The sequence below is a fragment of the Agromyces sp. Marseille-P2726 genome (assembly GCF_902809835.1).
GTDB lineage: Bacteria > Actinomycetota > Actinomycetes > Actinomycetales > Microbacteriaceae > Agromyces.
Genome location: NZ_CADDWM010000012.1, coordinates 90,578 through 116,169, shown reverse-complemented (window position 1 = coordinate 116,169; position 25,592 = coordinate 90,578). Strand labels below are relative to the sequence as shown.

At 70.1% G+C, this 25,592-nt stretch carries 25 protein-coding genes and 1 pseudogene; 14 read left to right on the top strand and 12 right to left on the bottom strand.

What is annotated here, in order from left to right:
• Window positions 1–41: 41 nt before the first annotated feature.
• Both HUS56_RS06795 and HUS56_RS06790 read left to right on the top strand, forming a co-directional pair.
• Entirely contained in the window at window positions 42–863 is an 822-nt protein-coding gene (locus HUS56_RS06795; RefSeq protein ID WP_173922645.1) for an ABC transporter permease, read from the top strand.
• A 127-nt stretch (window positions 864–990) separates the two neighbouring features.
• Window positions 991–2,670, top strand: a complete 1,680-nt coding sequence (locus HUS56_RS06790) for an NAD(P)/FAD-dependent oxidoreductase (protein WP_173922644.1) — start codon at window positions 991–993, stop codon at window positions 2,668–2,670.
• Between the two features lie 7 nt (window positions 2,671–2,677).
• Here the strand turns inward: HUS56_RS06790 and HUS56_RS06785 are convergent, their stop codons facing one another.
• Entirely contained in the window at window positions 2,678–3,145 is a 468-nt protein-coding gene (locus HUS56_RS06785; protein ID WP_173922643.1) for a hypothetical protein, read from the bottom strand.
• A gap of 85 nt (window positions 3,146–3,230) precedes the next feature.
• On the opposite strand from HUS56_RS06785, the gene HUS56_RS06780 reads away from it, so the two are divergent.
• Both HUS56_RS06780 and HUS56_RS06775 read left to right on the top strand, forming a co-directional pair.
• Window positions 3,231–3,740 carry an SRPBCC family protein gene (locus HUS56_RS06780; protein WP_173922642.1) on the top strand — a complete coding sequence of 170 codons (510 nt, stop codon included), beginning with the start codon at window positions 3,231–3,233 and terminating at the stop codon, window positions 3,738–3,740.
• Between the two features lie 7 nt (window positions 3,741–3,747).
• A complete protein-coding gene (locus HUS56_RS06775; RefSeq protein WP_173922641.1) occupies window positions 3,748–4,863 on the top strand; it encodes an AI-2E family transporter in 1,116 nt (371 codons plus the stop codon).
• A 119-nt stretch (window positions 4,864–4,982) separates the two neighbouring features.
• On the opposite strand, the gene HUS56_RS06770 is transcribed toward HUS56_RS06775, so the two are convergent.
• The 5 genes from HUS56_RS06770 to HUS56_RS06750 all read right to left on the bottom strand — a co-directional run bounded on the left by HUS56_RS06770 (window position 4,983) and on the right by HUS56_RS06750 (window position 10,704).
• Window positions 4,983–5,564, bottom strand: coding sequence for a thioesterase family protein (locus HUS56_RS06770; protein ID WP_173922640.1), 582 nt, complete (start codon window positions 5,562–5,564; stop codon window positions 4,983–4,985).
• A gap of 156 nt (window positions 5,565–5,720) precedes the next feature.
• On the bottom strand, window positions 5,721–6,383 hold the full coding sequence (locus HUS56_RS06765; RefSeq protein WP_173922639.1) for a dihydrofolate reductase family protein: 663 nt from the start codon (window positions 6,381–6,383) through the stop codon (window positions 5,721–5,723).
• A 4-nt stretch (window positions 6,384–6,387) separates the two neighbouring features.
• Window positions 6,388–7,536: a bifunctional 2-methylcitrate synthase/citrate synthase gene (locus HUS56_RS06760; protein WP_173922638.1), complete on the bottom strand. Its 1,149-nt coding sequence runs from the start codon at window positions 7,534–7,536 to the stop codon at window positions 6,388–6,390.
• A gap of 318 nt (window positions 7,537–7,854) precedes the next feature.
• Window positions 7,855–9,393, bottom strand: coding sequence for an MmgE/PrpD family protein (locus tag HUS56_RS06755; RefSeq protein ID WP_173922637.1), 1,539 nt, complete (start codon window positions 9,391–9,393; stop codon window positions 7,855–7,857).
• A 189-nt stretch (window positions 9,394–9,582) separates the two neighbouring features.
• Window positions 9,583–10,704 carry an enoyl-CoA hydratase/isomerase family protein gene (locus HUS56_RS06750; protein ID WP_173922636.1) on the bottom strand — a complete coding sequence of 374 codons (1,122 nt, stop codon included), beginning with the start codon at window positions 10,702–10,704 and terminating at the stop codon, window positions 9,583–9,585.
• Between the two features lie 57 nt (window positions 10,705–10,761).
• Here HUS56_RS06750 and HUS56_RS06745 point away from each other — a divergent pair, with 57 nt between their 5' ends.
• Window positions 10,762–11,142, top strand: a complete 381-nt coding sequence (locus tag HUS56_RS06745; RefSeq protein WP_173922635.1) for a glyoxalase/bleomycin resistance/extradiol dioxygenase family protein — start codon at window positions 10,762–10,764, stop codon at window positions 11,140–11,142.
• A gap of 46 nt (window positions 11,143–11,188) precedes the next feature.
• A complete protein-coding gene (locus HUS56_RS06740) occupies window positions 11,189–11,827 on the top strand; it encodes a LysE family translocator (protein WP_173922634.1) in 639 nt (212 codons plus the stop codon).
• 355 nt (window positions 11,828–12,182) lie between these two features.
• On the opposite strand, the gene HUS56_RS06735 is transcribed toward HUS56_RS06740, so the two are convergent.
• The gene (locus tag HUS56_RS06735) at window positions 12,183–12,719 is read right to left on the bottom strand and encodes a YbhB/YbcL family Raf kinase inhibitor-like protein (protein WP_173922633.1); all 537 of its coding nucleotides are present in this window, start codon (window positions 12,717–12,719) and stop codon (window positions 12,183–12,185) included.
• Between the two features lie 109 nt (window positions 12,720–12,828).
• On the opposite strand from HUS56_RS06735, the gene HUS56_RS06730 reads away from it, so the two are divergent.
• On the top strand, window positions 12,829–13,944 hold the full coding sequence (locus HUS56_RS06730) for a DNA glycosylase AlkZ-like family protein (RefSeq protein WP_371808298.1): 1,116 nt from the start codon (window positions 12,829–12,831) through the stop codon (window positions 13,942–13,944).
• Window positions 13,945–13,951: 7 nt separating this feature from the next.
• Here the strand turns inward: HUS56_RS06730 and HUS56_RS06725 are convergent, their stop codons facing one another.
• From HUS56_RS06725 to HUS56_RS06715, 3 genes and pseudogenes are all read right to left on the bottom strand, one after another.
• Window positions 13,952–14,479: a hypothetical protein gene (locus tag HUS56_RS06725; RefSeq protein WP_173922631.1), complete on the bottom strand. Its 528-nt coding sequence runs from the start codon at window positions 14,477–14,479 to the stop codon at window positions 13,952–13,954.
• Window positions 14,476–15,386 (bottom strand): annotated as a pseudogene (locus tag HUS56_RS06720) (LssY C-terminal domain-containing protein). The gene HUS56_RS06725 and the pseudogene HUS56_RS06720 overlap by 4 nt, the downstream one beginning before the upstream one ends.
• A 43-nt stretch (window positions 15,387–15,429) precedes the next feature.
• A complete protein-coding gene (locus tag HUS56_RS06715; RefSeq protein WP_173922630.1) occupies window positions 15,430–16,527 on the bottom strand; it encodes a serine hydrolase in 1,098 nt (365 codons plus the stop codon).
• A gap of 71 nt (window positions 16,528–16,598) precedes the next feature.
• Here HUS56_RS06715 and HUS56_RS06710 point away from each other — a divergent pair, with 71 nt between their 5' ends.
• The 5 genes from HUS56_RS06710 (at window position 16,599) to HUS56_RS06690 (ending at window position 21,653) form a co-directional block, all read left to right on the top strand.
• Window positions 16,599–17,810 (top strand): cysteine desulfurase-like protein, encoded by a 1,212-nt coding sequence (locus tag HUS56_RS06710; protein WP_173922629.1) that lies wholly within the window; start codon window positions 16,599–16,601, stop codon window positions 17,808–17,810.
• Window positions 17,811–17,819: 9 nt separating this feature from the next.
• Complete coding sequence (locus HUS56_RS06705) at window positions 17,820–18,587, top strand: isocitrate lyase/phosphoenolpyruvate mutase family protein (RefSeq protein WP_173922628.1); 768 nt, start codon at window positions 17,820–17,822, stop codon at window positions 18,585–18,587.
• A gap of 179 nt (window positions 18,588–18,766) precedes the next feature.
• Window positions 18,767–19,663 (top strand): ATP-binding cassette domain-containing protein, encoded by an 897-nt coding sequence (locus HUS56_RS06700; protein WP_173922627.1) that lies wholly within the window; start codon window positions 18,767–18,769, stop codon window positions 19,661–19,663.
• Window positions 19,663–20,490, top strand: a complete 828-nt coding sequence (locus HUS56_RS06695; protein ID WP_173922626.1) for an ABC transporter permease — start codon at window positions 19,663–19,665, stop codon at window positions 20,488–20,490. The genes HUS56_RS06700 and HUS56_RS06695 overlap by 1 nt, the downstream gene beginning before the upstream one ends.
• A 2-nt stretch (window positions 20,491–20,492) precedes the next feature.
• On the top strand, window positions 20,493–21,653 hold the full coding sequence (locus HUS56_RS06690) for a winged helix DNA-binding domain-containing protein (RefSeq protein WP_173922625.1): 1,161 nt from the start codon (window positions 20,493–20,495) through the stop codon (window positions 21,651–21,653).
• Window positions 21,654–21,674: 21 nt separating this feature from the next.
• Here the strand turns inward: HUS56_RS06690 and HUS56_RS06685 are convergent, their stop codons facing one another.
• Window positions 21,675–22,406 (bottom strand): IclR family transcriptional regulator, encoded by a 732-nt coding sequence (locus tag HUS56_RS06685; RefSeq protein ID WP_173922624.1) that lies wholly within the window; start codon window positions 22,404–22,406, stop codon window positions 21,675–21,677.
• Window positions 22,407–22,576: 170 nt separating this feature from the next.
• On the opposite strand from HUS56_RS06685, the gene HUS56_RS06680 reads away from it, so the two are divergent.
• Both HUS56_RS06680 and HUS56_RS06675 read left to right on the top strand, forming a co-directional pair.
• Window positions 22,577–24,526 carry an FAD-binding monooxygenase gene (locus HUS56_RS06680; RefSeq protein ID WP_173922875.1) on the top strand — a complete coding sequence of 650 codons (1,950 nt, stop codon included), beginning with the start codon at window positions 22,577–22,579 and terminating at the stop codon, window positions 24,524–24,526.
• 68 nt (window positions 24,527–24,594) lie between these two features.
• Window positions 24,595–24,975, top strand: coding sequence for a DUF1304 domain-containing protein (locus HUS56_RS06675; protein WP_173922623.1), 381 nt, complete (start codon window positions 24,595–24,597; stop codon window positions 24,973–24,975).
• 57 nt (window positions 24,976–25,032) lie between these two features.
• Here the strand turns inward: HUS56_RS06675 and HUS56_RS06670 are convergent, their stop codons facing one another.
• Window positions 25,033–25,416 carry a hypothetical protein gene (locus tag HUS56_RS06670; RefSeq protein ID WP_173922622.1) on the bottom strand — a complete coding sequence of 128 codons (384 nt, stop codon included), beginning with the start codon at window positions 25,414–25,416 and terminating at the stop codon, window positions 25,033–25,035.
• Window positions 25,417–25,592 lie beyond the last annotated feature (176 nt).

Here is a 25,592-nt window from a genome sequence, read left to right as displayed (position 1 = left end):
CGACCAACGAACGACACCACCGAACCGACAAGGAGCACCCCATGAACACCATCACCACTGCTGCACGCACCGCCACCCACGACACGCCCGCCGCGGCATCCGTTCGCCAGACCGGATTCGTGCACGACACCGCCACCGTCTTCGTTCGCGAGTCGCGCCCGCTCGTGCGCGACCCGTTCAGCGTGATGTTCTCGCTCGTACAGCCGCTCATCTTCCTCGGCCTGTTCGGGCCGCTGCTCGTCGGCGCGGCCGGCGGCGACGTCGCGGGAACACTGCAGTGGTTCGTACCCGGAATCCTCGTGATGGTCGCGCTGTTCGGCACGGCCTCGACGGGCGCGAACCTGCTCTTCGAGATGCAGACCGGCTCGCATGAGCGCACCCTCGTCGCGCCGGTCTCGCGCAGCGCGCTGCTCATCGGACGCGCCCTCAAGGAGGTCGTACCGCTCGTCATCCAGGGCACGATCGTCGTCGTCGTCGCGGTGCCGTTCGGCTTCCGGCTCGACGTGCCGGGGCTCGTCGCGGGTCTCGCGATCCTCGCCGTCTTCGGCATCGGCTTCGGCGCCCTCAGCTACACGCTCGCGCTCGCCTGCCGCAACCGCGACTGGATGTTCTGGATGGTGCACCAGACGCTGCTGTTCCCGCTCATGATCCTGTCGGGCATGCTGCTTCCGCTCGAGGACGGCCCCGCATGGATGCGTGTCGCCGCGGCCGTCAACCCGCTCAGCTACCTCGTCGGCGCCGAGCGGGCGCTCCTCGCGGGTGACTTCGGGGCGCCCGTCGTACTCGGCGGCCTCATCGCGGCCGCCGTGACGTGCGCGATCGGGATCGTCGTCGGCGTGCGAGCGATGCGCCGCGCCCGCTGAGCGGGACTCTGCGGGTTGAGGAGCGGCGCAGCCGCGTCTCGAACCCCCGTTCGCGGTCGGGTCTCGAGACGGCCCTTGAGGCCTCCTCAACCCGCGTATCCTGCAGCGCCTGGCTTAGGATCGACGGATGCCCCAGCACCAGCCCCATGACGTCGTGATCATCGGCGGCGGTCACAACGGACTGACCGCCGCCGCGTACCTCGCACGTGCAGGGCTCGACGTGCTGCTCCTCGAGCGCGACGACCACCTCGGCGGCGCGGCCGTCTCGGCCGAAGCATTCGAGGGCGTCGACGCGCGCCTCTCCCGCTACTCGTACCTCGTGAGCCTCCTGCCGCAGCGCATCATCGACGACCTCGGCCTCGACGTGCAGCTCATCCGGCGTCGGTACTCCTCCTACACCCCCGATCCACGCGACCCGCGGCGCGGCCTGCTCGTGGATGTCGAAGCGGATGCCGCGGCCGCACGCGAGGCGTTCGAACGTGTCGGCGCCCGAGCCGACGCCGAGGCGTGGTCGGCCTTCTACGCCGACACCGCCCGTGTTGCCGAACGGCTCTTCCCGACCCTCACCGAACCACTTCCCACTCGAACCGAGGCACGTGCGCTCGTCGGCGACGACCGCATCTGGTCCGAGTTCGTCGAGCAGCCGCTGGGCCGCACGATCGATGCACGATTCGACGACGATCTCGTGCGCGGCGTCGTCGCGACCGACGGGCTCATCGGCACGTTCACCGACCTCGACGACGCATCACTCGACGCGAACCGCTGCTTCCTCTACCACGTCATCGGCGGCGGCACCGGTGACTGGGACGTGCCGACCGGTGGGATGGGCGCCGTGAGCGGCGAGCTCGCTCGTGCGGCACGAGAGGCGGGGGCGCGGCTGGTGACGCGCGCCGAGGTGATCGCGGTCGACCCGGTCGGACGTGTGCGCTACCTGGCCGACGGCATCCAGCACGAGGCATCCGCTGGCACCCTGCTCGCGAACGTCGCCCCAGCGGTGCTCGATCGACTGCTGGAGATGAACCGAACGGATGCCGCGACCGCGCGCGCGGAGCCGGTGGCGCCGCGCGACGAGGCGCCGATCTCGCCCGACGCCGCGCTGGGCGTCCCTCCGGTCGTGCGCGAACGCCTCCGGCAGCTCGCCGCACCCGAGGGCGCCCAGGTGAAGGTGAACCTGCTGCTCCCCCGACTGCCCCGCCTTCGCGACGAGTCGGTGCGGCCCGAGGCGGCGTTCGCCGGCACGTTCCACATCAACGAACTCGAGTCGCAGCTCGACGCGGCGTACCGTGCCGCGGCCCGCGGTGAGATCCCCTCGCCGCTGCCGTGCGAGATCTACTGCCACACCCTGAGCGACCGTTCGATCCTCGGGCCCGAGCTCGCGGCATCCGACATGCAGACCCTGACCGTGTTCGGCCTGCACGTGCCGCACCGGCTCCTCGAGCGGTTCGACAACGACGGGCTTCGCGAGCGACTGCAGGCAGCCGTGCTCGAGTCGCTGAACTCCGTGCTGGCCGAGCCGATCGAGACGGTCATCGCAACGGATGCCGCGGGCCGGCCCTGCATCGAGACGAAGACGACGCTCGACCTCGAGGAGGCACTACGGATGCCCGGGGGGAACATCTTCCACGGCCCCCTGTCGTGGCCCTGGGCCGACGACGACGCGGTCCTCGAGACGCCCGCCGAGCGCTGGGGCGTGGCGACGCGGCATCCGCGGATCCTCCTCTGCGGCTCGGGCGCGGTGCGCGGGGGTGCAGTGAGCGGCATCGGCGGCCACAACGCGGCGATGGCCGTGCTCGAGGCCGCCCGCTGACCGGGAATCAGAACACGAACATCTGCCCGAGCACGAGGATCGCGATGAGGAAGATCACGACCACGGCGCCGACGATCGCGATGGATCGGACCGACAGCTTCGCCACACCGAAGCCCACGAGGAACGGCAGGGCGAGCAGGAGCAGCGTGACGATCCACCAGAACGCGACGTAGCCGCCGGCCGAGGCGTCCTCGAGACGTCCGGCGAACAGCTGCTGCGAATTCGGGTGCGTGGCGAATGCGAACGCCGCCGAGAGCGGCACCGCGATCAACGCGGCGACGATGAGGCCGGCGAGTGCTCCCCACAGCCCGGAGCGGCCCCGGCTGACGTCGAGTGTCTCCTCGCGCGGGTGGACGTGCCCCTGCTGCCCGCGCCCCTGCCCCTGCTGTGCGCCGGGCTGACCCTGCGGACGGCCTTGCGGGCGAGTCCGGGCCTGCTGTCGGCCCTTTCGCGGTGCGCTCCCCTTCGAACCCATGCCGCCCACTCTAGTGAGGCGGGTGATGCTGGCCATAGCACAAGGTCCGCACTAGCCTGAGAGCACGGCGAGCAGGGGAGGCGCGATGACCGCGAAAGCGACCGGCCACTATACGTTGAAGCCCGACGGACTGTACCTGCAGTTCGATCGCCTGTTCCATGCTCCGATCGAAGACGTGTGGTACAGCCTGACCAATCCCAATGCCATGAAGGCGTGGATCGGCACGTACACGGGTCGCCCCGAGACCGGCGGCGTGCGGTTCCTCATGACCTTCGAAGAGGGAGGGGACTGGCAGAACGTGAGCATCCTCGAGTGCGACCCGCCGCACCGCTTCCTCGTTGACTCGGGACCCGCGCCCGAGGGCATGCGGGTCTTCTGCCACCTCGTCGAGGGCGGCGGCATGACCACCCTCACCCTCGGACAGCGACTTGCAAATCCGGCGGATGCCGCGTCGATGGGCCCCGGCTGGGACTTCTACCTCGATCGACTCTCCGCTGCTCGCGCCGGGCGTGCCATGCCGACGTGGGAGGAGTACTACCCCGCGCTCTCGCCCTACTACAAGGAGCTTCCGGTCCCCGACGGCGTCCGCACGTGAGTCGGTCGTGAAGGCCATCGAGCGGCGTGCGCGGGGTGTCGACTCACCCGCCACGGGGGGTCGTACGAGCGCATTCCGCGGCATGATGGCCGACCACCCCTTCCGGTGGGCGTTCATCGCGACGCTCGGTGCGATCGTCGCGATCGGCATCGTCTCGATGCTGCTCAGCATCTCGGGCGTGGTGTTCTCGGTGTTCGCCGCGATCTTCATCACCCTCGGCCTCGACCCGCTCGTGCGGTGGTTCCAGCGTCACGGCATGAAGCGGGGCCTCGCGATCGTCACCGTCATCGTGTTGTTCATCCTCGTCATCGCGGGGCTGCTCTGGCTGGTGCTTCCCCTGGTGATCAACCAGGCGATCACGTTCATCGAGGCACTGCCCGATCTCTACGCCGGCCTCCAGCAGCAGCAGTGGTACCAGGACGCGCAAGCAGGCACCGGTGGCGTGGTCGGAACCATCTACGCCTGGGTCACCGACACGCTCAGCGACCCGAACTTCTGGGCGACCGTGGGCGGCGGGGCGCTCAACATCGGCTTCGCGATCGTCGGAGGCATCTCGTCGGCGTTCTTCATCTTCATCCTCACGATCTACTTCATGGCGACGCTCGACCGGTCCAAGGATGCGGTCTACACGCTCGTCGCCGCCTCGCACCGCGAGCGCGTGGTCGACCTCGCCGACCGCATCATGCAGAACGTGGGCCGCTACCTCAGCGGCATGGTCATCCTGGCGTTCTTCAATGCCCTCTACAGCCTCCTCCTGCTGTACCTCGTCGGTGTGCCGTACGCGCTCGTCATCGCGGTCGCTGCATTCTTCATCACGCTCATCCCGCTCATCGGAACGGTGCTCACCACCATCGTGATGACGCTGATCACGCTGTTCGTGTCGCCGCTGTCCGCGGTGATCGTGCTCGTCGCGATGCTCGTGTACATGCAGGTCGAGGCCTACATCCTCACCCCGAAGGTCATGAGCAAGGCCGTGCAGGTGCCCGGGTCCATCGTCCTCATCGCCGCACTCGCGGGCGGCACGCTCGCGGGCCTGCCGGGCGCGCTCGTCGCGATTCCGGTCGCCGCCGGCATCCTGCTCATCATCAAGGAGGTCGTAGTGCCGGCGAAGGCCCGCAGCTGACCCCTCACGCTTCCGCGTTGGTAGGACGATGGCCGCGATGCCGTACGCGCAACGATTCGGGCGTCCTACATTCCGCGCGATGTCCTACAAACCAGTGAGTCGCGGGTCGGGAGGCGGCGTCAGCGCCAGATGGACGGTGCCTCCGCGCGCGTCGGCGGCAGCGCGACATCCGCACCCCAGCGCTCGAGCCACTCGGGGATCCCGTGCTCAGCGGTCACGCCGAGCGCGTCGACGATCTCGGCCATCGGCACGGTGCCGCCCGACTTCCGCAGGAACCGCGCCCGGATGAACCCGGTCGCGTACACCTCCGGCGCCCCACCGGGGCCGTTCCCTGAGCCCGTCGAAGGGCGCACGAACCGCTGCTCCATGTAGACGGCCTTCTCGTCGTGCCCGACGAGCCGCGATTCGATGGTGAAGCGCTGCCACAGCGAGAGCGACTTGCGGAACGTGATCGTCTCACTCGCGACGACCGGGTACCAGCCGCGCTCACGCATCATCTGCCAGACCCCGTTGCGCACGAGCATGTCGAATCGCGCGACATCCATGATCGAGAAGTACACGCCGTTGTTCATGTGCCGGTTGATGTCGAGGTCGGTCGGCAGCGTGATGAAGTTGGTGCGGGCGACCTCGTCGTGAGTCAGGTCGGGCTTGCGGCGCGCCAGGAAGAGCACGTGCAGCAGCGTGCGGAAGATCATGTGCATGAGCCATCACTGTAGGCGCCCTCAGGCGCGAAGGCGGATCGTTGGTAGGGACGCCACAGTCGGCCGTGGGATGCCGCGGGCCGGCGTTGTACGGAGTCTGGAATCGCTCGGCCGGCATCGCGACGGCGGTCTGCGTCGCCCGTGCGACGGCCGGGCTCAGCGACGCTTCAGCACCCGGTAACGCAGGTGTGTCGCCCTGGCCCCCTGCTCCACCGAGAGCGGTTCGAGTTCGATGCGGCGGTCGTGCGACTCGGGAAACAGCCGGCTGCCCGCGCCGAGCAGCACGGGCACGAGGTGCAGGCGCACCTCGGCGACGAGTTCGGCCGAGAGCGCCTGGCGTGCGACATCCGCCCCGCCCATGATGCAGACGGATGCCGCGTGCGCGGCCTCGCGGGCCCGCGCGACCGCCTCGGCGACGCCGCCGGTGACGAACTCGAAGCGGGACCCGCCGCGGGTGAACGGCTCGCGCGAGCGGCTGGTGACGACGAAGCACGGTCGTCCGGCGAACGGGTTGTCGCCACCCCAGGGAAGCTCGCTGACGTCGAACGTGCGCCGACCGAGCACGAAGGCGCCCGTCGTCTCGAACATACGGGCGGCGGCACTGCGGTCGATCTCGTCGGCAGCGGCATCCGCTGCGCCCTCGGCGCCGTAGCCGGGATTGAAGAGATCGGCTGCCGTCTCCTCGGGCTCCTCCGCGGATCCGAAGAGCCACTCCTGCACGCGCTCACCGCCGATGCCGAGCGGATGCTCGGTGCTGACGCCGGGTGCGGCGGTGAAGCCGTCGAGCGTCATCGTCATCTCGAGGAAGACGTCGGCCATCGCGTCAGGCCCTGACTGGGACGTGCCGCTCTTCGGGTCCGTCGTACACCGAGAGGGGACGGATCAGGGCATTGGCCGCGAGCTGCTCCATGATGTGCGCCGTCCAGCCGGTGACTCGGCTCGCGACGAACAGGGGCGTGAAGGTGAGGGTGTCGAAGCCCATGAGGTGGTACGTGGGCCCTGCCGGATAGTCGAGGTTGGGTTTGATGCCCTTGCGCTCGGCCATCGCCGACTCGAGGGCCGTATAGAGCTCGAGCAGGTCGGGGCGGTCGTAGTGCTCGACCATCCGCTCGAGCGCATCGCGCATCGTCGGAACGCGCGAGTCGCCGTTCTTGTACACGCGGTGGCCGAATCCCATGATCTTGCGCTTCTCGGCGAGTGCGGAATCGAGCCATGCGACGGCTCGTTCACCGCTTCCGTCGCCGGGTCCGATCTCCTCGAACGCATGCATGACCGCTTCGTTGGCGCCGCCGTGCAGGGGGCCCTTCAGCGCGCCGATCGCGCCGGTCACCGCGGAGTACAGGTCGGACAGGGTGCTCGCGATCACGCGCGCCGTGAAGGTCGAGGCATTGAAGGAGTGCTCGGCGTAGAGGATCATCGACACGTCGAAGGCGTTGACGACGGCGAGCTCGGGGGCCTCGTCGAACGTCTGCCAGAGGAAGTTCGCCGAGTAGCCGAGGTCGAGCCGCGGTTCCACGAACTCGAGCTCGTGTCGTCGCCGCTGGTCGTACGACACGATCGACGGGAGCTTCGCGAGCAACCGGATCGCCTTGTCGAGGTTCGCTTCGGGTGAGTCGTCGGGCGTGTTCGGGTCGCTGGCCCCGATGACGCTGACCGCCGTGCGGACCACGTCCATGGGATGCGCGGTCAGCGGCAGCTCGTCGATGATGCGCTTCACCTCGTGGTCGAGCCCGCGATAGGAGCGCTCGAGTTCCTCGAACTGGGCGAGTTGCTCGTCATCGGGCAGCTCGCCGTACCAGAGCAGGTACGCGACCTCCTCGAACGTGACGGATGCCGCGAGCTCCTGTACCGGGTAGCCGCGGTACAGCAGGGAGTTCGTCTCGGGGTTCACCTTCGAGATGGACGTGTAGTCGACCGGCACGCCCGCCAACCCCTTGTAGATCACCGGGGCTGCCCCCTGCTGCTCGCTCATCGTGCTCCTCGCGATTCGATGCGGCTCGCCCCAGCGCGACTCCGCTCACCCAGCCTAGGGCCCCCGCTGCCGGTGGAGTAGGCAGCGAAGCAGCCGTATCGGGACCAGAGCCGCATCGAGATGAGGTTGCACGAGGGTCTCGATACGCGTCCGGCTCCGCCGGGCGCTACTCGACCAGCGGAAGCGCCGTCAGGACGAGGGTCTCGATACGCGTCCGGCTCCGCCGGGCGCTACTCGACCAGCGGAAGCGCCGTCAGGACGAGGGTCTCGATACGCGTCCGGCTCCGCCGGGCGCTACTCGACCAGCGAGGAGCTCCGTCAGAAGAGGCCGGTCGGGATCTCGACGGCGACGAGTGCGCCGGGTGCGGCCGTGAACGTCAAGCCGGCCAGTTCGTCGGGGCCGAGCTCGGGCAGCCGTTGCGCGAGGTCGAGGAACCGCTCGATCTCCGCCTCCTCGAGCACCCATTCGGCGAGCGTGCGGAACTTCTGCACGTATTGCTCGCGGCCGAACGGCCGGGCGCCGAGCGGATGCGCGTCGGCGACCGCGATCTCGTCGACGATCTCGCTGCCGTCGGACAGCTTGATGACGACCCGGCCTCCGAACGCCTTCTCATCGATGTCGAGCGCGTGGTATCGACGCGTCCACTCCGGATCCTCGACCGTCGACACCTTCTTCCAGAGCGCCACGGTGTCCTCGCGATGGGCTCGCTCGGGAGCGTAGGAGTCGACGTGATGCCACGCGCCGTCCTGCAGGGCGACCGTGAAGATGTACGGGATCGAGTGGTCGAGCGTCTCGCGCGACGCGTCGGGATCGTACTTCTGCGGGTCGTTCGCCCCCGACCCGATCACGTAATGGGTGTGGTGCGAGGTGTGCAGCACGATCGACTCGACCCGGTCGGGGTCGTCGAGGATGATCGGGTACTCGTCGTGGAGCTTGCGGGCGAGGTCGATCCACGCCTGCGCCTGGTACTCGGCCGAGTGCTCCTTGGTGTACGAGTCGAGGATGGCGCGCTTCGCCTCACCCGCCTCGGGCAATGGCACGTCGTACGTGGCATCCGGACCCCCCAGAAGCCACGCGATCACCCCGTCTTCGCCCTCGTAGATCGGCACCGGGCTGGTCTCGCCGCGCATGGCGCGATCGACGGCCTCGATTGCCATCTTGCCCGCGAACGCGGGCGCATGCGCCTTCCACGTCGAGATCTCGCCCTTGCGCGACTGGCGTGTCGCCGTGGTCGTGTGCAGGGCCTGACCGATCGCCTGGAAGATCGTCTCCTGGTCGAGCCCGAGCAGCGTGCCGATGCCCGCGGCGGCCGACGGGCCGAGGTGGGCGACGTGGTCGATCTTGTGCTCGTGCAGCGAGATGGCCTTCACGAGATCGATCTGGATCTCGTAGGCGGTGGCGATCCCGCGGACGACGTCGCGTCCGGTCAACCCACGCCGTGCGGCGAGGTGCTGGGCGACGGCGACGATCGGCGGAATGTTGTCACCCGGGTGCGAGTAGTCGGCCGCGAGGAACGTGTCGTGGAAGTCCAGCTCGCGCACGGCGACCCCGTTCGCCCACGCGGCCCACTCGGGTGAGGTGCGACGCGCGGCATCCGCACCGAACACGGTCGCCCCGTCGCCGCCGATCGACACTGGATGCGCCAGTGCCTGGCTGCGCGCCGACACCACCGGCCTGCGAGCGAGCGCGGCCGCAGCGACCGCGGCGTTGTCGATCACGCGGTTCACGACCATCTCGACCACGTCGTCGTCGACCTCGACGGGGTCGGTCGCGACAGCCGCCAACTGCCAGGCGAGCTGCCCCTCACGCGCGAGGTTCTCGTCACTCCGGTGGGTGCGCAGGTGGTGGCTCTTCACGTGCCCCAAACTATCCGAATGTCTGGCGTCTCGATACGCGTCGGCCTCCGGCCGGCACTACTCGACGACCGGAGACCTATCCGAATGTCCGGCGTCTCGATACGCGTCGGCCTCCGGCCGGCACTACTCGACGACCGGAGACCTATCCGAATGTCTGACGTCTCGATACGCGTCGGCCTCCGGCCGGCACTACTCCACGACCGGAGACGGCCACACCGGATCGTGAACTGGTGTCTCGATGACGCGTGCCGCCAGTTCGGGGTCCACGTCGTCGAGGGTGGCGGGATTCCACCTCGGCGAACGGTCCTTGTCGATGACCTGGGCGCGGATGCCCTCGCGCAGGTCGGGCTGCTCGATGAACCAGGACACGAGTCGGAACTCCTGCTCGAGCGCCTCCTCGATGGTGCGCAGGGTACGGGCGCGCCGCACCGACTCGAGGGTCACCGTGAGCGCCGTCGGGGAGAGCGACTCCAGTTCGTCGGCGGCAGCGGCGGCGTCGGCGAAGGCGGCGGAATCGAGCGGATGCGTCGGGAACGAGCTCGACGCGTCGTGCGGCGTCTGCTCGGCGAACGCCCGCAGCCGCCCGATGATCTCGGACACCGTGGGAGCGGAGTAGCAGGCGTCGACCCAGTCACGGGCGAGGGCGAGCGACGACGGTCCGGGGGTCTCGTCGAACAGCATCACGATCTCGGCCGGGCTGCCGGGGTCGGCGCGCTCGGCGAGCGCCTGCAGGAGGTGCGGAATCCGGCCGGATGGCACGAACGAGTCGGCGAATCCGGTGTGGATCGCATCCGCGGCATCCATCGTGCGCGAGTTCAGGGCGAGGTGCACGCCCAGTTCGCCGGGCGCCTTCGCGAGCAGCCACGACCCGCCGACGTCGGGCGTGAAGCCGATGCGGGTCTCGGGCATCGCCACGCGTGATCGCTCCGTGACCACGCGGATCGCCGCATGACCGGCGAGCCCGATGCCGCCGCCCATCGTGATGCCGTCCATGATCGCCACGACCGGCTTCGGATAGCGGGCGATCATCGCGTCGAGCCGATACTCCGACCGGAAGAACTCGCGCGCCTCCGTCACGTTCCCGTCGAACACGTATCCGTAGAGCTCCCGGATGTCGCCACCCGCCGAGAAGCCCCGGTCGCCAGCGCCGTCGAGAACCACGAGCCCGACCTCGGGGTCGTCGCGCCACAGCTCGAAGACCGCCGTGAGCTCACGGATCATCTCGAAGCTGAGCGCATTCAGGGCCTGCGGACGGTCGAGCGTCACATGGCCGACGCCGTCGGCCACGGTTGCGGAGATCTCGTCGCTCACGAGGCCACCGTAGCGGCATCACTCTGCTGCCACGTACCCTCGCCCCAAGGAGGCGTCATGATCGAATCCGCATTCCCGATCCTCGAGGTGAGCGACATGGCGGTCGCGCTCACGTTCTATCGCGACACCCTGGGCGGGGTGCTCACCTACTCGTTCCCGCTGGAGGGCGGCGACCCGGTCTACGTCTCGCTGGCGGTGGGATCGTCGTCGCTCGGCATCGGGTTCTCCGAGGCTCCACCGCCACCCGGCAACGTGCTGCTCTGGTTCTACGTCGACGATGTCGACCGGGTCACCGCCGAGGCGGCGGCTGCCGGCGCGTCCGTGCTCGAGCAGCCGGTCGACCAGGCATGGGGCGAACGGACCTCCCTCGTCGCCGACCCCTTCGGGACGCGCATCCGACTGGGTGCGGCGATCGCTCCCCCGCCGACCGAGGAGTAGCCGACCCTCGCCGTCGGCAACCGGCGGGCGGGAGTACGATGCACGGATGGTCCCCGCCGAAAACCTCTGGGCGTTCGTCGTGGCCTCGGTCGTGCTCATCGCGATTCCCGGCCCGAGCGTGCTCTTCGTGATCGGTCGATCGCTCGCCCTCGGCCGCCTCGGCGGGCTGCTCAGCGTGCTCGGCAATGCGATCGGCATGATCCCCCTCCTGACGGCGGTGGCGCTCGGGGTCGGGGCGCTCGTGGCCCAGTCGGTCGTGCTGTTCACGATCATCAAGGTCGTCGGCGCGCTCTACCTCGTGTACCTCGGTATCCAGGCCATCCGGCACCGGGCGGATGCCGCAGCTGCCGTCCACGGCGGTGCCCCGGTGCGATCCCACTGGCGGCAGCTCGGCGAGGGCTTCGTCGTGGGCGTCACGAACCCCAAGACGATCGCGTTCTTCGTGGCGGTGCTCCCCCAGTTCGTGGACTTCAGCTCGGGCGACATCCCCCTGCAGCTGTTCGAGCTCGGCGTCGTGTTCATCGTGCTGGCGCTGCTCTTCGACTCGGTGTGGGCGATCGCGGCGAGCGCCGCACGCGACTGGTTCGCCCGTTCGCCCAGGCGTGCGTCGCACCTGGCGGCGACCGGCGGGGTGATGATGATCGGCCTCGGCGGGGTGCTCGCGCTCAGCGGCGACAGGCACTGAGCGCGGGGGGGCGCTGGCGCGGCGGACTGCCCGATAGCCCGACGGCACTCACCTCGCCGAATCGAGAAGTCGCGAATGCACAGTCGAACCCTGCAAACGCGACTTCTCGATCAAGGGTGCGAATCGAGAAGTCGCGAATGCACAGTCGAACCCTGCAAACGCGACTTCTCGATCCGAGGGCCGGCCGCGGCGGCGCCCGCGCGCCGGGCGCGGCGGGACGCGGAAGGAGACGCCGCGATGCGGCGCAGCGCGCCGGGCGCGGCGGGACGCGGAACGAGACGCCGCGATGCGCGGCAGCGCGCCGGGCGCGGCGGGACGCGGAAGGAGACGCCGCGATGCGGCGCCAGCACGGGGGTCAGTCGCGCGAGGCGGTGCCGATGAGGATGCCGCGGGCCAGCCCGTGGAAGAAGCAGCGCGAGCCGAGGCTCGCGGGCGTGTCGTCGGCGGCCAGGTCGAAGCTCGGCACGTCGAGCGCGTGCACGACGAAGATGTACCGATGCGCGCCGGTGCCGCGCGGCGGAGCGGCACCGGCGAACCCGACCGTACCGCTGTCGTTGCGGAGCATGAGCCCGCCCGCGGGCAGCTTCGCGCCGCCCTCGACCCCGGCGTCGGCGTCGAGGCTCGTCACCGAGACGGGGAGGTTCGCGACCGACCAGTGCCACCACCCCGAACCCGACGGCGAATCGGGGTCGAGGCACGTGACGGCGAAGCTGCGGGTGCCGTCGGGGAATCCCGACCAGCTCAGCTGGGGCGACCGGTCTGCTCCGCCGGCGAACGCGGCCCACTGCGCCCTCGCGAGCGGGCCGCCCTGCTCGAGGTCGGTGCTCGTCACGCTGAACGTCTCGACGGGCCGCAGCCGCTGCAGGGCTTCGTACGGGTCGACCTCGAGCATCGCGATCCTCCTCGGTGGGTGCGTGGCGGTCGTCGTCTCCCAGCCTATGGGGGCGCCCGCGGCATCCGCTCTGCCGACCGCCCATGTCGGCTCCCGGTACGTTGATCGGGTGGCAGTGGAGCCGGCCCGGCTGACGAAGGCGCAGGCACGACGGGTCGCCGTGCGGGCACAGGCGCTCGAGGCGGCCCGGCCGTCGAACGTGCTCGACGCCCTGCGGCCACTGACGTTCGTCAAGGTCGATCCGATCTCGGCGATCGCCCCGAGCGCCGACGTCGTGCTCTGGAGCCGGCTCGGCGAAGGGTACGACCCAGCCGAGCTCGTTCGCGGACTCGAGCGGGATCGCACCCTCTTCGAGCTCGACCTGATGGTCCGGCCGATGGAGGACCTCGTGCTGTTCCGCCCGTCGATGAAGCGGTGGCCGAAGCACGAGCGCACGCGCAACTGGATGGCGGCGAACGAGCAATTCCGCCGCGACATCCTGGTCCGGCTCAGCGGCGACGGACCGCTGCCCGCGACCGAGCTCCCCGACACCTCGGCGGTGCCCTGGTCGTCCACCGGGTGGACCAACGACCGCAACGTGACGACGATGCTCGAATGCCTGATGATGTGCGGCGACGTCGCGGTCTCGGCCCGTCGTGATGGCCAGCGCCTGTGGGACCTCGCGGAGCGGGTGTATCCAGACGTGCCGGAGCTCGATCACGTCGAGGCGTACCGGCGGCGCAACGAGCGTCGCCTCGCGTCGCTCGGCATCCTTCGCGAGCGCAAGGCCGGCGGATCGCCGAACGAGCCGATCGACACTCGCGGCATCGGCGAGCCCGCGCGTGTCGAGGGTCTGCGCGGCACGTGGCGGGTCGACCCTCGGTCGCTCGAGCAGGCCGACGAGCCGCTCGCCGAGCGAACCGCCCTGCTCTCGCCGCTCGATCGGCTCGTCTTCGATCGCGCGCGTCTGGCCGACCTGTTCGACTACGAGTACGTGCTCGAGATGTACAAGCCACGCGACCAGCGGCGCTGGGGCTACTGGGCGATGCCGATCCTCATCGGCGACCGCCTCGTCGGCAAGGTCGATGCCACCGCCGACCGGGCCGAGGGCGTGCTGCGAGTCGACGCCATCCACGAGGACGAGCCGTTCACCCGCGACGTCGTCGAGGCGGTGTTCAGCGAGCTCGACTCGCTCGCCGGCTGGCTCGGGCTCGAGATCGGCGGCCGGGCCGTCGGGCTCGGCTGAGCGGGCGTCAGCCGCGGCGTCGCCTGCCTCGCGCATAGTCGCGCGCCGCGCGACTCGACAGGGCGAGCATGACGAGGATGTCGAGCGACAGCGTCAGCAGGGTCGTCTGGAGCGTGATCTCCTGGTCGCCCGCCCACCAGGCTGCGAACGCCCCGCTGATGCTCAGGGTGGCGAACACCATCACCACGACGCGCGGCCAGTTCCACCCGAGGTAGATGAGCACGGCGAGCACGAGCTCGACGAGCAGGATGACGCCGCCGATCACCAGCACCACGGTGAGACCGGCAGCAGCGATGGCCCGGGCATCCTCGCTGCTGAGTTGCTCCGCGGAGATGGTGTCGAACTCGTCGGAGAGCACGTCGGGCCACTGCAGCGTCAGTGCGATGAGCCAGATCACGCCCCCGAGCACACGGAGCACGACGAGCGCCGCGCCGACCACCGTCGCCACCGGTCGTCGCCTCGGAGCGTCGACGGGAACGGGCGTCGCCAGCTCGGCCGGCACCTCGAACGCCGGGCGCTTGTCGACGGAGGTCACGGGCCCACCTCGCTCTGCGCGACGGGCAACCCGGCGGCGCCTGCCACGCCGCGCACGTCGACCACCGGCAGGTCCCCGTCGGTCTGGATCGTGTCGCCGCCGCCGTTGCGCGCGTGATATCCCGTGGAGAAATCGCGAAGCACGTCGACCCCGAGGGCGGGGTCGGCCGCGCGCAGCGTCGCCACGATGTGGTCGCGCTCGATGTCGGTGTCGGCGTCGATCTTGTGCGTCACCTGCAGCGTGAACAACGACAACCCGACCGCTCGATCGAAGGTGCCCGCGGCGAGCCAGTCGACCCGGTATCCACCCGGCAGGGGCCAGTCGTCGGGGCAGCGCCAGAATCGCACGTGGTGGCGCTTGGCCGGATTGCCTCCACCTCCTGCTGGTACGCGAAGTCCTGCTGCCGGCCGAACAGGAAGAGCGGGCTCACCGGTGCCTGGTCGTAGCTGCGGCGCGTGAGCGTCGTGGTGATGATGCGCCAGCTCGAGGCGAGCGTGATGTCGTCGGCGCGCGTCCAGCCCGCCTTCGCCATGGCGGCGTGCACCTGCGACTCGTCGCCGAGGAAGGCCAGGTTCACCGGGTCGCCGAGCAGTCCGTCGCTCGTTCGGGTCCGTCCGATGAAGTAGTCGGGCACGTAGATGGAGGTCAGGATGCGATGCAGGCGCGGGAGCACGAGATAGGCGAGCAGGGCCCAGAACACGACGAAGCCGGCGATGCCCCACCACCCGAATGTGAACGACTCGGTGAACAGGAGCCACGCCAACCAGATGGCGGCCAAGCCCGCGAACACGAAGAAGAAGCCGTCGAGCAGCGCGCTCAGCGAGAACCGGCGTCGTTCCGCCGGCCTCCCGTCGCGTCTCGTCGATTCCACCGCCGTTCGGGATGCCTCAGCGCCCGCCCCGCCCATGCCTGAATGGTAGCCCGCAGCCCAGCCGACCCGGGGACACGGCTCAGCGAACGTGGTCGAGCAGGGTCTCTCCGACCTGGTCGATGCCGTCGGCCTGGTTCGACAGCACGATCGCCGCGGTTCCCGCGTCGACGTCGATGAACAGCACGCTCGCGAAGCCGCCCGTCAGTCCGTTGTGCGAGACGATGCGGCGGTCGCCGCGGTCGTCGACGCTCCAGAAGTAGCCCATCGAGGTGCCGCCGCCGACGTCGACCGTGTCGGTCTGCGCCGCACTCCCGGCGAGCTGGCCGTCGATCACGGCGTTCGCGAACTTCACGAGGTCGCCGACCGTCGCGTGGATGCCGCCGGCCGGTGCGTAGGCCCCGAGCGTCGAGGGCTCGACGGCATCGCCGTCGGAGTCGAATCCAACCGCGTGCCCGCTCGGCACCTCGGCGTCATCGAGCGGCAGCGACACGCCGTCGAGGCCGAGCGGTTCGAGGAGCCGCTCGGACAGGATCGTCCCGTAGTCGGCGCCGGCCGCGGCGGCGAGCGCCTGTCCGACGAGCGCGGCGCCGATGTTGCTGTAGCTGAAGCCCTGACCCGGCGTGATCTCGAGGCTGCGAGCGTGCTCGAGCAGGTCGTCGAGCGTCGCGTCGATGCCGTCGCCACCGGCTTCGATATCGGCCGTGGCCGCCTCCACGAACTCGGGGTCGTCGGGGAAGATCGGCAGTCCTGCGGTGTGCGCGGCGAGGTCGCGCAGGGTGACGGATGCCACGGGCGCGTCGCCGAGATCGAGGTGAGCGCCGAGCTCGTCATCGGCTCGCACCTCGCCGCGCTCGATCGCCTCGGCGAGCAGCTCACCGGTGAACACCTTGGTGATCGAGCCGACCTCGAACACGGTCGACTCGTCGGCATCGATGAACGCCGTGCGCACGCCGCCGGCATCGATCACAGCGACGGCGGCGCGATCGGTCGAATCGGTGAAGGAGGGGCGGATGGCGCGAAGGAGCTCCTCGTCGTTCGCGGGCGTGTCGGCGCCCGACGCGCCCGACGCGGGCTCGGTCTCGGGCGCCTCGCCCGCCGCCGAGCAGGCCGTGAGTGCGAGGCATCCGACGACCGTGAGGCTCGTGAGCAGCATGGAGATCGGGTTCGTCGCGCGCATCGATCCAGCCTATGGAGGACCTGCGGCGCCCGTCACGCCCCCCGAGGGCGGGGCGAATTATGCTCTCCGTCATGGCCTACGACGTCGCGCGCATCCGTTCGCAGTTCCCCTCGCTCGACTTCGGGTGGGCGCAGTTCGACGGGCCCGGCGGGACGCAGACGCCCCGCGCGGTGGGCGACGCCGTGGCATCCGTGCTCACCGGTCCCCTGTCGAATCGCGGCACCATCGGGGAGTCCGAGGTGCGCGCCGAAGAGACCGTGCACGGGTTCCGGCTCGCCGTCGCCGACCTCGTGAACGCGCACCCGGCCGGCGTCGTGCACGGCCGAAGCGCGACCCAGCTCACCTACGACTTCTCGCGCCACCTGTCGCGCGACTGGGCCCCTGGCGACGAGGTCGTGGTGACCCGTCTCGATCACGACGCGAACGTGCGGCCGTGGGTGCAGGCCGCCGAGCGGGTGGGAGCCACGGTGCGCTGGGCCGATTTCGATCCCGAGTCCGGGGAGCTGCCCACGGATGCCGTGACCTCAGTGCTCTCGTCACGCACCCGCATGGTCGCCGTCACCGCCGCATCGAACCTCATCGGCACGATGCCCGACATCCCGGGAATCGCGGCCCGCGCTCACGCCGTCGGCGCACTCGTGTACGTCGACGGCGTGCACTACACCGCGCACGAACTGCCCGACCTTGTCACGCTCGGCGCCGACTTCTTCACGTGCTCGCCGTACAAGTTCCTCGGCCCCCACTGCGGCGTGCTCATCGCGCGGCCCGAGCTGCTCGAGACGATCGTGCCCGACAAGCTCCTGCCGGCGACCGACGTGGTGCCCGAGCGGTTCGAGTTCGGCACGCTGCCGTACGAGCTGCTCGCGGGCGTGACCGCCGCGGTCGACGTGCTCGCGGCACTCGACACTGAGGCCGCCGGAGCGGCGATGTCGCGACGCAACCGGCTCGTCGCGTCGTACGCCGCCCTGCACGACCACGAGGACGCGCTCCGGGTGCGACTCGAGGACGGGCTCGCAGAGCTTCCGGGCATCACCGTGTGGTCACGTGCCGCACGCCGCACGCCCACGCTGCTCATGACGTTCGATGGCCACGCGGCATCCGACATCACCCGCTCCCTGGCACACGGCCGAGTGCTGGCACCGTCGGGCAACTTCTACGCGCTCGAGGTCTCGCGTCACCTGGGTCTCGGCGACGACGGCGGCCTTCGGGTGGGTCTCGCCCCATACACGGACGCCTCCGACGTCGAGCGCCTGCTCGACGGGCTGCGCGCCGCGCTCTCCTAGGCTGGGCGGATGAGCCTCGCCGATACCGCCGCCGAGCTGCGGCGCCTCCACGCGTCGCCCGAGCTCCTGCAGGTCGTGAACGTCTGGGATGTCGCGTCGGCGAAGGCGATCGCCGCCCTGCCCGAGACCCGCGCGCTCGCGACGGCCAGCCACGCGATCGCGGCGACCTTCGGCTATCCCGACGGCGAGCGGATCCCCGTCGACCTCATGCTCGACATGGTCGGCCGCATCGCTCGCGCGGTCGAGGTGCCGGTCTCCGCCGACCTCGAGGCCGGATACGGCGATCCGGGTGAGACGGTGCGGCGGGCGATCGGCGAGGGCGTGGTCGGCGCGAACCTCGAAGACCAGCTCAAGCCGCTCGACGAGTCGGTCGCGGCCGTGCGGGCCGCCGTCGCCGCGGCCGACGCCGAGGGCGTGCCGTTCGCGTTGAACGCCCGCACCGATGCGTGGGTGCGCGGCAAGCAGCGCCCCCGCGAGGTCTGGGTCGCCGATGCCATCGAACGCGGGCGCGCGTTCCTCGACGAGGGCGCCACCTGCGTCTTCGTGCCCGGTGATCTCGACGAGGCCACCGTGGCCGAGCTCGTGGCAGGCATCGGCGAGTGCCGGCTCAGCGTCATCGGCGCCCCGTCGGTGCCGGCTCCCGCGCGGCTCCAGGAGCTCGGCGTCGCTCGCATCTCGTACGGGCCGATGCCGCAGCGGGTCGCCCTCGGCGCGCTCCGCGACCTCGCGACCGATCTCTACGCCGGGGGCGTGCCGCCCGCGACATCCGCCCGCTGAACCGGCTGTCCGACTCCGGGTCGCACAGACTCCCCCGCGCGACGGGCGCGTCTCCACCCCGCGACGGATGCCTCCGCCGCGCCGCTCTCGTTACTGTTGCCGTGAGGCGGCTCGACCGCCGGGCGGGCGTGGGGGCGCGGGCCCGGCGGCCGGGTACGTCTTCACCTGAGAGGAGCAGCATGGCAAGCGGCATCCGCATCGAGATCGCCGGACTCAGCAAGCAATTCGGGGCGGTGACCGCCGTCGACGACCTCAGCTTCGCCGTCGAGCCGGGCCGCGTGACCGGGTTCCTCGGTCCGAACGGCGCCGGAAAGACGACCACCCTGCGGGTGCTGCTCGGCCTCGTCCGTGCCACGGCCGGCACGGCGACGTTCGACGGCCGCCGGTACGAGGACCTCGATCGACCCCTCGAGACCGTGGGCGCCGCCCTCGACGCGAACTTCCACCCCGGCCGCTCGGCCCGCGACCACCTGAAGGTGTACGCGACCGCGGCGGGCATCTCGGGCTCGCGCGTCCCGGCGGTGCTCGAGCAGGTCGGCATGTCGGAGTTCGCCGACCGGCGCGTGGGCGGCTACTCGCTCGGCATGCGCCAGCGCCTCGCGCTCGCGTACACGCTCCTCGGCGACCCCGGGGTGTTCGTGCTCGACGAGCCCGTCAACGGACTCGACCCCGAGGGCATCAAGTGGATCCGCGGGTTCATGCGGAGCCTCGCGCACGAGGGCCGCACGGTGCTCGTGAGCTCGCACCTGCTGAGCGAGGTGCAGCAGAGCGTCGACGACATCGTCATCATCTCGCGCGGGCGACTCGTGAAGAGCGGCCCGCTCTCGACCCTCGAGGCCCAGACGGCGGCCGCGACGATCGTCGACTCGCCCGATCGGGTCGCGCTGGCCGCGGCACTCGATGCGGCCGGGCTGGAATACACGGAGGACGGCGAGGGGCTCGTCGTCGCAGAGCCCGACCCGGGCCGCGTCGGTCATGCCGCGTTCGTCGGCGGCGTCGAGTTGAGAGCCCTCCACGCGAGGCGATCGGGGCTCGAGGAAACGTTCCTCGCGCTCGTCGAGGGAGGTGAGCAGTGATGTCGGTGCTGCGTGCGATCGCATCCGAGTTCCAGAAGACGTTCACGACGCGCATGTGGTGGCTGCTCGCCATCCTCCTCGTCGCCTACGTCGCATTCCTGGCGGGCGGGCTCGGGACGTTCCTCGGCTGGGCGTCCGAGAATCCCGATGCCGCCGCATCCGCGGGCAACACCCAGATTCCGCCCGGTGAGTTCCTCGCGCCCCTCATCTACAGCTTCGCGTCGTCGGTGGGCTTCGTGTTCCCCGTGCTCCTCGGTGCGCTGGCGGTGACGGGCGAGTTCCGGCACAAGACGCTCACGCCGACGTTCCTCGCCCAACCGAACCGTTCGCTGGTGCTGGGTGCGAAGTTCGCCTCGCAGCTCGTCATGGGCGCGGGCCTGGGCGTCATCGCGTTCATCACGTCCGTCGGCCTCGGCGCCGCGGCGCTCTCGGCCTTCGGGCTCGGAACCGGTCTCGACGACAGCGACACCTGGGCGCTCATCGCCCGCGGCGTGCTCGCGATGGCGCTCTGGGCGACGATCGGCGTCGGCCTCGGGTCGCTCGTTCCGAACCAGGTCGCCACCATCGTCATCGTGATCGCGTTCACCCAGTTCCTGGAGCCCGTGCTGCGGCTCGCGGCATCCCTCAACTCGGTCACCGCGAACATCGGCCAGTTCCTGCCCGGTGCGGCGAGCGATGCACTGGTCGGCGCCTCGTTCTACTCCCTGGCGGCGGTCGGTCCGGGTCAGAGCCTGGAGTGGTGGCAGGGCGGACTCGTCCTGCTCGCGATCGGCGTGATCGCGACGGTGATCGGCGGCGCCACGACCTGGCGCCGAGACGTGACGTAGCGGTGCGCATCGCCGAGCTGCGCGAGTTGCGCCTCCGGGTACAGGGGCTGCGTGCGCCCTTCGACGCGACGGCACCCGAGGTCGTGCGCCGGTTCGTCGCCGTGCAGTCGCAGGAGTTCCTGCCCGCGCAGTTCGGCCTCGCCGTGCGGGTACCCAGCGAGCGCCGGCCCGATGCCGCGGCCGTCGCCGCGCAGGTCGACGCCGGCGAGATCCTCCGCACGCACGTGCTGCGGCCGACGTGGCACTTCCTGCACCCCGCCGACGCGCGATGGGTGCTCGAGCTGTCGGCCGAGCGGGTGCACCGCGTGAACGCGACGTACTACCGTCGAACCGGCGTCGACGGCGAGACCGCCACGCGCGGGCTCGATCTCATCGCGCAGTCGCTCGCGGGCGGGCATCGCACTCGCTCGCAGCTCGCGGCGGCACTCGACTCGAGCGGCCTGCCGCACACCGGGCTCGCGTTCACCTACCTGCTCATGCTCGCCGAGCTCGAACGCGTCGCGATCAGCGGGGCCGATGTCGGCAAGCAGCGCACCTACGCGGCGTTCGACGATCGCGTGCCCGCCGCCGAGCCGCGCCCTCGCGACGAGGCGCTCGCCGAGCTCGCCGCGCGATTCATCGCGTCGCGAGGGCCCGTGACCGACCGCGACTTCGCCGCGTGGTCGGGCTTCACCCTCGGCGACACCCGGCAGGCATTCGCGGATGCCACAGACGGCGCCGCCGCGCACGGTGCACGCCTCGAGCAGGTCGACGTCGACGGTGTCACCCACGTGCTCGATGCCGAGGCGGTGGCCGCGGCATCCGCCCGCTCCGACGACGGCGACGCGGCTCGTGAAGCGGAAACCGGACCGGTCGTCGACCTGCTGCAGGCGTACGACGAGTACATCATGGGCTACGCGGTGCCCCGAATGCACCTGCTGCCACCCGGGCGATCGAATCCGGTGCATGCCGAGTTCCCTCTCCATGCACTGATGATCGACGGGGTCATGGCCGGCCGGTGGGCGCCGGTGGTGCAGGGCAGGAAGGCCACCGTGCGCATCGTGCCGTGGCGGCCGTTCACCCGCGACGAGGAACGGTCGCTCGCGGCATCCGTCGCCGAGGTGGAGCGGTTCCTCGGCGTGCCGGCCGCGATCGAGCGAGCGGAGCCGGCAGCGCCGGAGTGAGCGAGGTGCGCCCGGGGCAGCTCAGCCGCCCAGGGCGCCGCGAATCGTGGCGGCCGACCGCTGCAACCGCTCGGCCACCTCGGCCGGATCGTACCGGGGACCGATGTACACCACGGCGAGGGCGGCCGGACGTCGTGCGGGCAGCACGAGCGGCACCGCAACCGATTGCACGGTCGGAATGACCTCGTCGTGGCTCGTCGCGTATCCGGTGACCGCGACCTCGGCCACGTCGGCCCGCAGGCGGTCGGAGACGTTCTCGGGCCACTCGGCCGGGGGGAGCATCGAGAGGATCACCTTGCCGGGAGCGCCGACGGTGACGGAGTGCCGGGAGCCGGGTCGCTGCACCATGGATGCGACGGCGTGGCGTGGTTCCACGCTGGCGAGCGTGATGCATTCCGCCTGATCGAGCACGGCGACGAAGCTCGTGATGCCGAATTCGTTCGCGATGGCCGTCAACTCGGGGAGCGCCTCGGCCTGCAGGTCGCGGGAGACGCCCGAGGCGAGCGCCGCCATCCGTGCGCCGAGCTCGACACCGCCTGCGGAATCGCGGAGGACGAGGCCGTGGTCTTCGAGCGTGCGAACGAGGCGGTACGCGATCGATCGATGCACGCCGAGCGCGTTCGCGACCTCATCGGTGGTGAGCGGCCCCGCGGCATCCGCGAGGACCTCGAGAATGCGGATGCCGCGACTCAGCGTCTGCGACGCCGGAGCGACCCGGCCACCGTCGGTGGCGGCTCGTGCTGTCGTGGGCAACCTCGTCCTCTCGAGTGGTGAGGAGTGCAGCGTCACCTTGCAGAGCCCGAGTCACCTGCACTACCATTTTTCGCAGCGCTCCATTATGGAGACTGGGATTCTAATATAGAACCGAATGCGGCCACCGCACAACACCTCGACATCGCTGTCCGGGGAAGGGATCGATGACGATGCAGTTCCACCACCACGGCTACGTGTCCGGAGACCCGCGCGTGCTTCCTGCTGAAGGCACGGGCCTCGACCGACCGGCCGACCTTCCCGACGAGATCGACGTGCTGATCGTCGGCTCCGGTCCGGCCGGCATGCTGCTCGCGGCGCAGCTCTCGCAGTATCCGTCGGTCATGACGCGCCTCGTCGAGCGGCGGGCGGGCCGACTCGCCATCGGCCAGGCCGACGGCATCCAGGCGCGCAGCGTCGAGACCTTCCAGGCGTTCGGCTTCGCCGAGCGCGTCACCGCCGAGGCGTTCCACCTCACCGCGATGAACTTCTGGTCTCCCGACGAGCACGACCCGTCGAAGATCGTTCGCACCTCTCGCGCCGAAGACGACCCGCACGGCGTCAGCGAGTTCCCGCACCTCATCGTGAACCAGGCGCGCATCCTCGACTACTTCGCCGAGTCGGCCGCCAACGGGCCGGCCCGCATCACGCCCGACTACGGGTGGCAGTTCGTCACGCTCCAGGTCGAGGAGGAGGGCGAGTTCCCCGTGCGCGTGACGCTCCGGCGCAGCGCAGGTGAGAACGAAGGCGAAGAGCGCGTCGTCCGAGCGAAGTACGTGGTCGGATGCGATGGCGCCCGCAGTAGCGTGCGGGAATCGATCGGCTGCAAGCACGTCGGCGACGTGTCGTACCACGCATGGGGCGTCATGGACGTGCTGGCCGTCACCGACTTCCCCGACATCCGCACGAAGTGCGCCATCCAGTCGCACGAAGACGGCAGCATCCTCCTCATCCCTCGCGAGGGCGGCTACCTCTTCCGCATGTACGTCGACCTCGGCGAGGTCCCCGAAGACGACCACGGCAAGGTGCGCAAGACGCCGCTCGACGACATCATCGCGAAGGCGAATCGCATCCTCAGCCCCTACACGCTCGACGTTCGCAACGTCGCCTGGAGCAGCGTCTACGAGGTCGGGCACCGCGTCACCGACCGGTTCGACGACGTGCCGGTCGAGCTCATCGGAACGCGCGACCCGCGCGTCTTCATCGCCGGCGACGCCTGCCACACGCACAGCGCCAAGGCGGGCCAGGGCATGAACGTCTCCATGCAGGACGGATTCAACCTCGGGTGGAAGCTCGGCCAGGTGCTCGAGGGCCGGAGCCCCGCGTCGCTGCTCGCCACCTACTCGGGCGAGCGCCAGGTCATCGCCCAGAACCTCATCGACTTCGACAAGGAATGGGCGGCCATGATGGCCAAGAAGCCCGAGGAGTTCGAGAGCCCGACCCAGCTCGCCGAGTTCTACACGGCCACGGCCGAGTTCCCCGCGGGCTTCATGACGCAGTACGTTCCGTCGGTGATCACCGCCGAAGCCACGCACCAAGACCTCGCCACCGGCTTCCCGATCGGCAAGCGATTCAAGTCGGCCCATGTGGTGCGGGTCGCCGACGCGAACGACATGCACCTCGGTCATCATCACCGGGCCGACGGCCGGTGGCGCATCTACGCCTTCGCCGACGCCCCAGCTGCCGGTGAGCCCTCGGCGCTGGCCGACTGGGCGCAGTGGGTCGGCACCTCCGACGACTCGCCCGTCGCGCAGTTCACTCCGCCGGGCGCCGACATCGACCGCGTCTTCGACGTCAAGGTCGTGTACCAGCAGCGCTACGAAGACGTCGACCTCACCCGGGTGCCCGAGATCTTCCTCCCCCGAGTCGGTCCGTTCCAGGTCATCGACTACGAGAAGGTCTACGCCATCGACCCGAAGGAGGAGGACTTCTTCGACGCCCGCGGCATCGATCGCGGCGGCTGCGTGGTCGTCGTCCGTCCCGACCAGTACGTCGCGTGCATCCTTCCGCTGACGGCGCGGGAGGAGCTCAGCGAGTTCTTCGGCCGGAGCATGCTCTCGCAGAGGGGTGAGCCGGCTGCGGCCGCGCCCGCCGGACAGGAGCAGGTCGAGGCATCCGTCTGATCGAGGCATCCGGCTGCAGCGACGTCCGCCTCCCCTGAACGCGGCCGCCTGCCGGTACGATCGCGGCCATGGCCGTCATCGCGAGCATCTTCGTCGCCCTCGCCGCGCTGCTGCACGGCTACATCTTCCTCATGGAGAGCGTCTGGTGGACCCGCCCGGCGACCTGGAAGCGCTTCGGTGTCGCCGACCAGGCCTCGGCCGACACCCTGCGGCCGATGGCGTACAACCAGGGGTTCTACAACCTCTTCCTCGGCCTCGGCGCGACCCTCGGCCTGGTGCTCTACTGGTCGGGGGCGGTGCTGCCGGGCATCGCGCTCGTCGAGTTCACGATGGCGTGCATGGTGCTCGCCGCGGCGGTGCTCCTCACCACCGGTCGCCGCTACCTGCGCGCCGCGCTGATCCAGGGCACGCTGCCGCTGATCGCGTTCGTGCTGTTCCTGTTCGCCTGACACCGGGTGGCCGACGAGCTCCGGCGGCAACCCGGGGCCACTCGAGGCCCGCCGACGCTATTCGGCGGCCTCGGGCTCGTCGCCGTTCGGCGGCTCGGTGAGCCGCAGCCGATCGATGAGCGCGGCCGAGTGGTTCGTGCTCAGGATGATGCGCGTGAACTCTCCGCCCGAGAGTTCGAGCACGACCGCCTGTCGCTTGCCCTTCACGATGACGAAGTCCATGCCGCCGTGGTACTTCCACGCGCCGACGGCGACCACGAGCGGAATCTCGGTGCCCCGCCGGCGGATGCCGCGAATCCACACCCACGGGTCGTCGGCGACGGTGGCCGAGCGGATGTCATCGCGTTGCACCACCACGTCGTCGGCACGCAGTGCCAGCGCCTTCTCGGCCGGTGTGAGGTGAACCTCGATCCGGTCGTTGTGCACGCGAAGGTGGGACATGGTTCCATCCTGCCGGAGGCGACCGACGCCCGGCATGTCGTCATCCCACAATGCCGTAACGGTTTCGTCCACGATTCCGCGCGCCTCGATTACCGGCCGACACGCCGTCGCGGCATCCCAAACAGGCCCGAACCGCCTGCACTCACGACCGGCTCCGGTTTTCGGGGCGGCCGGGG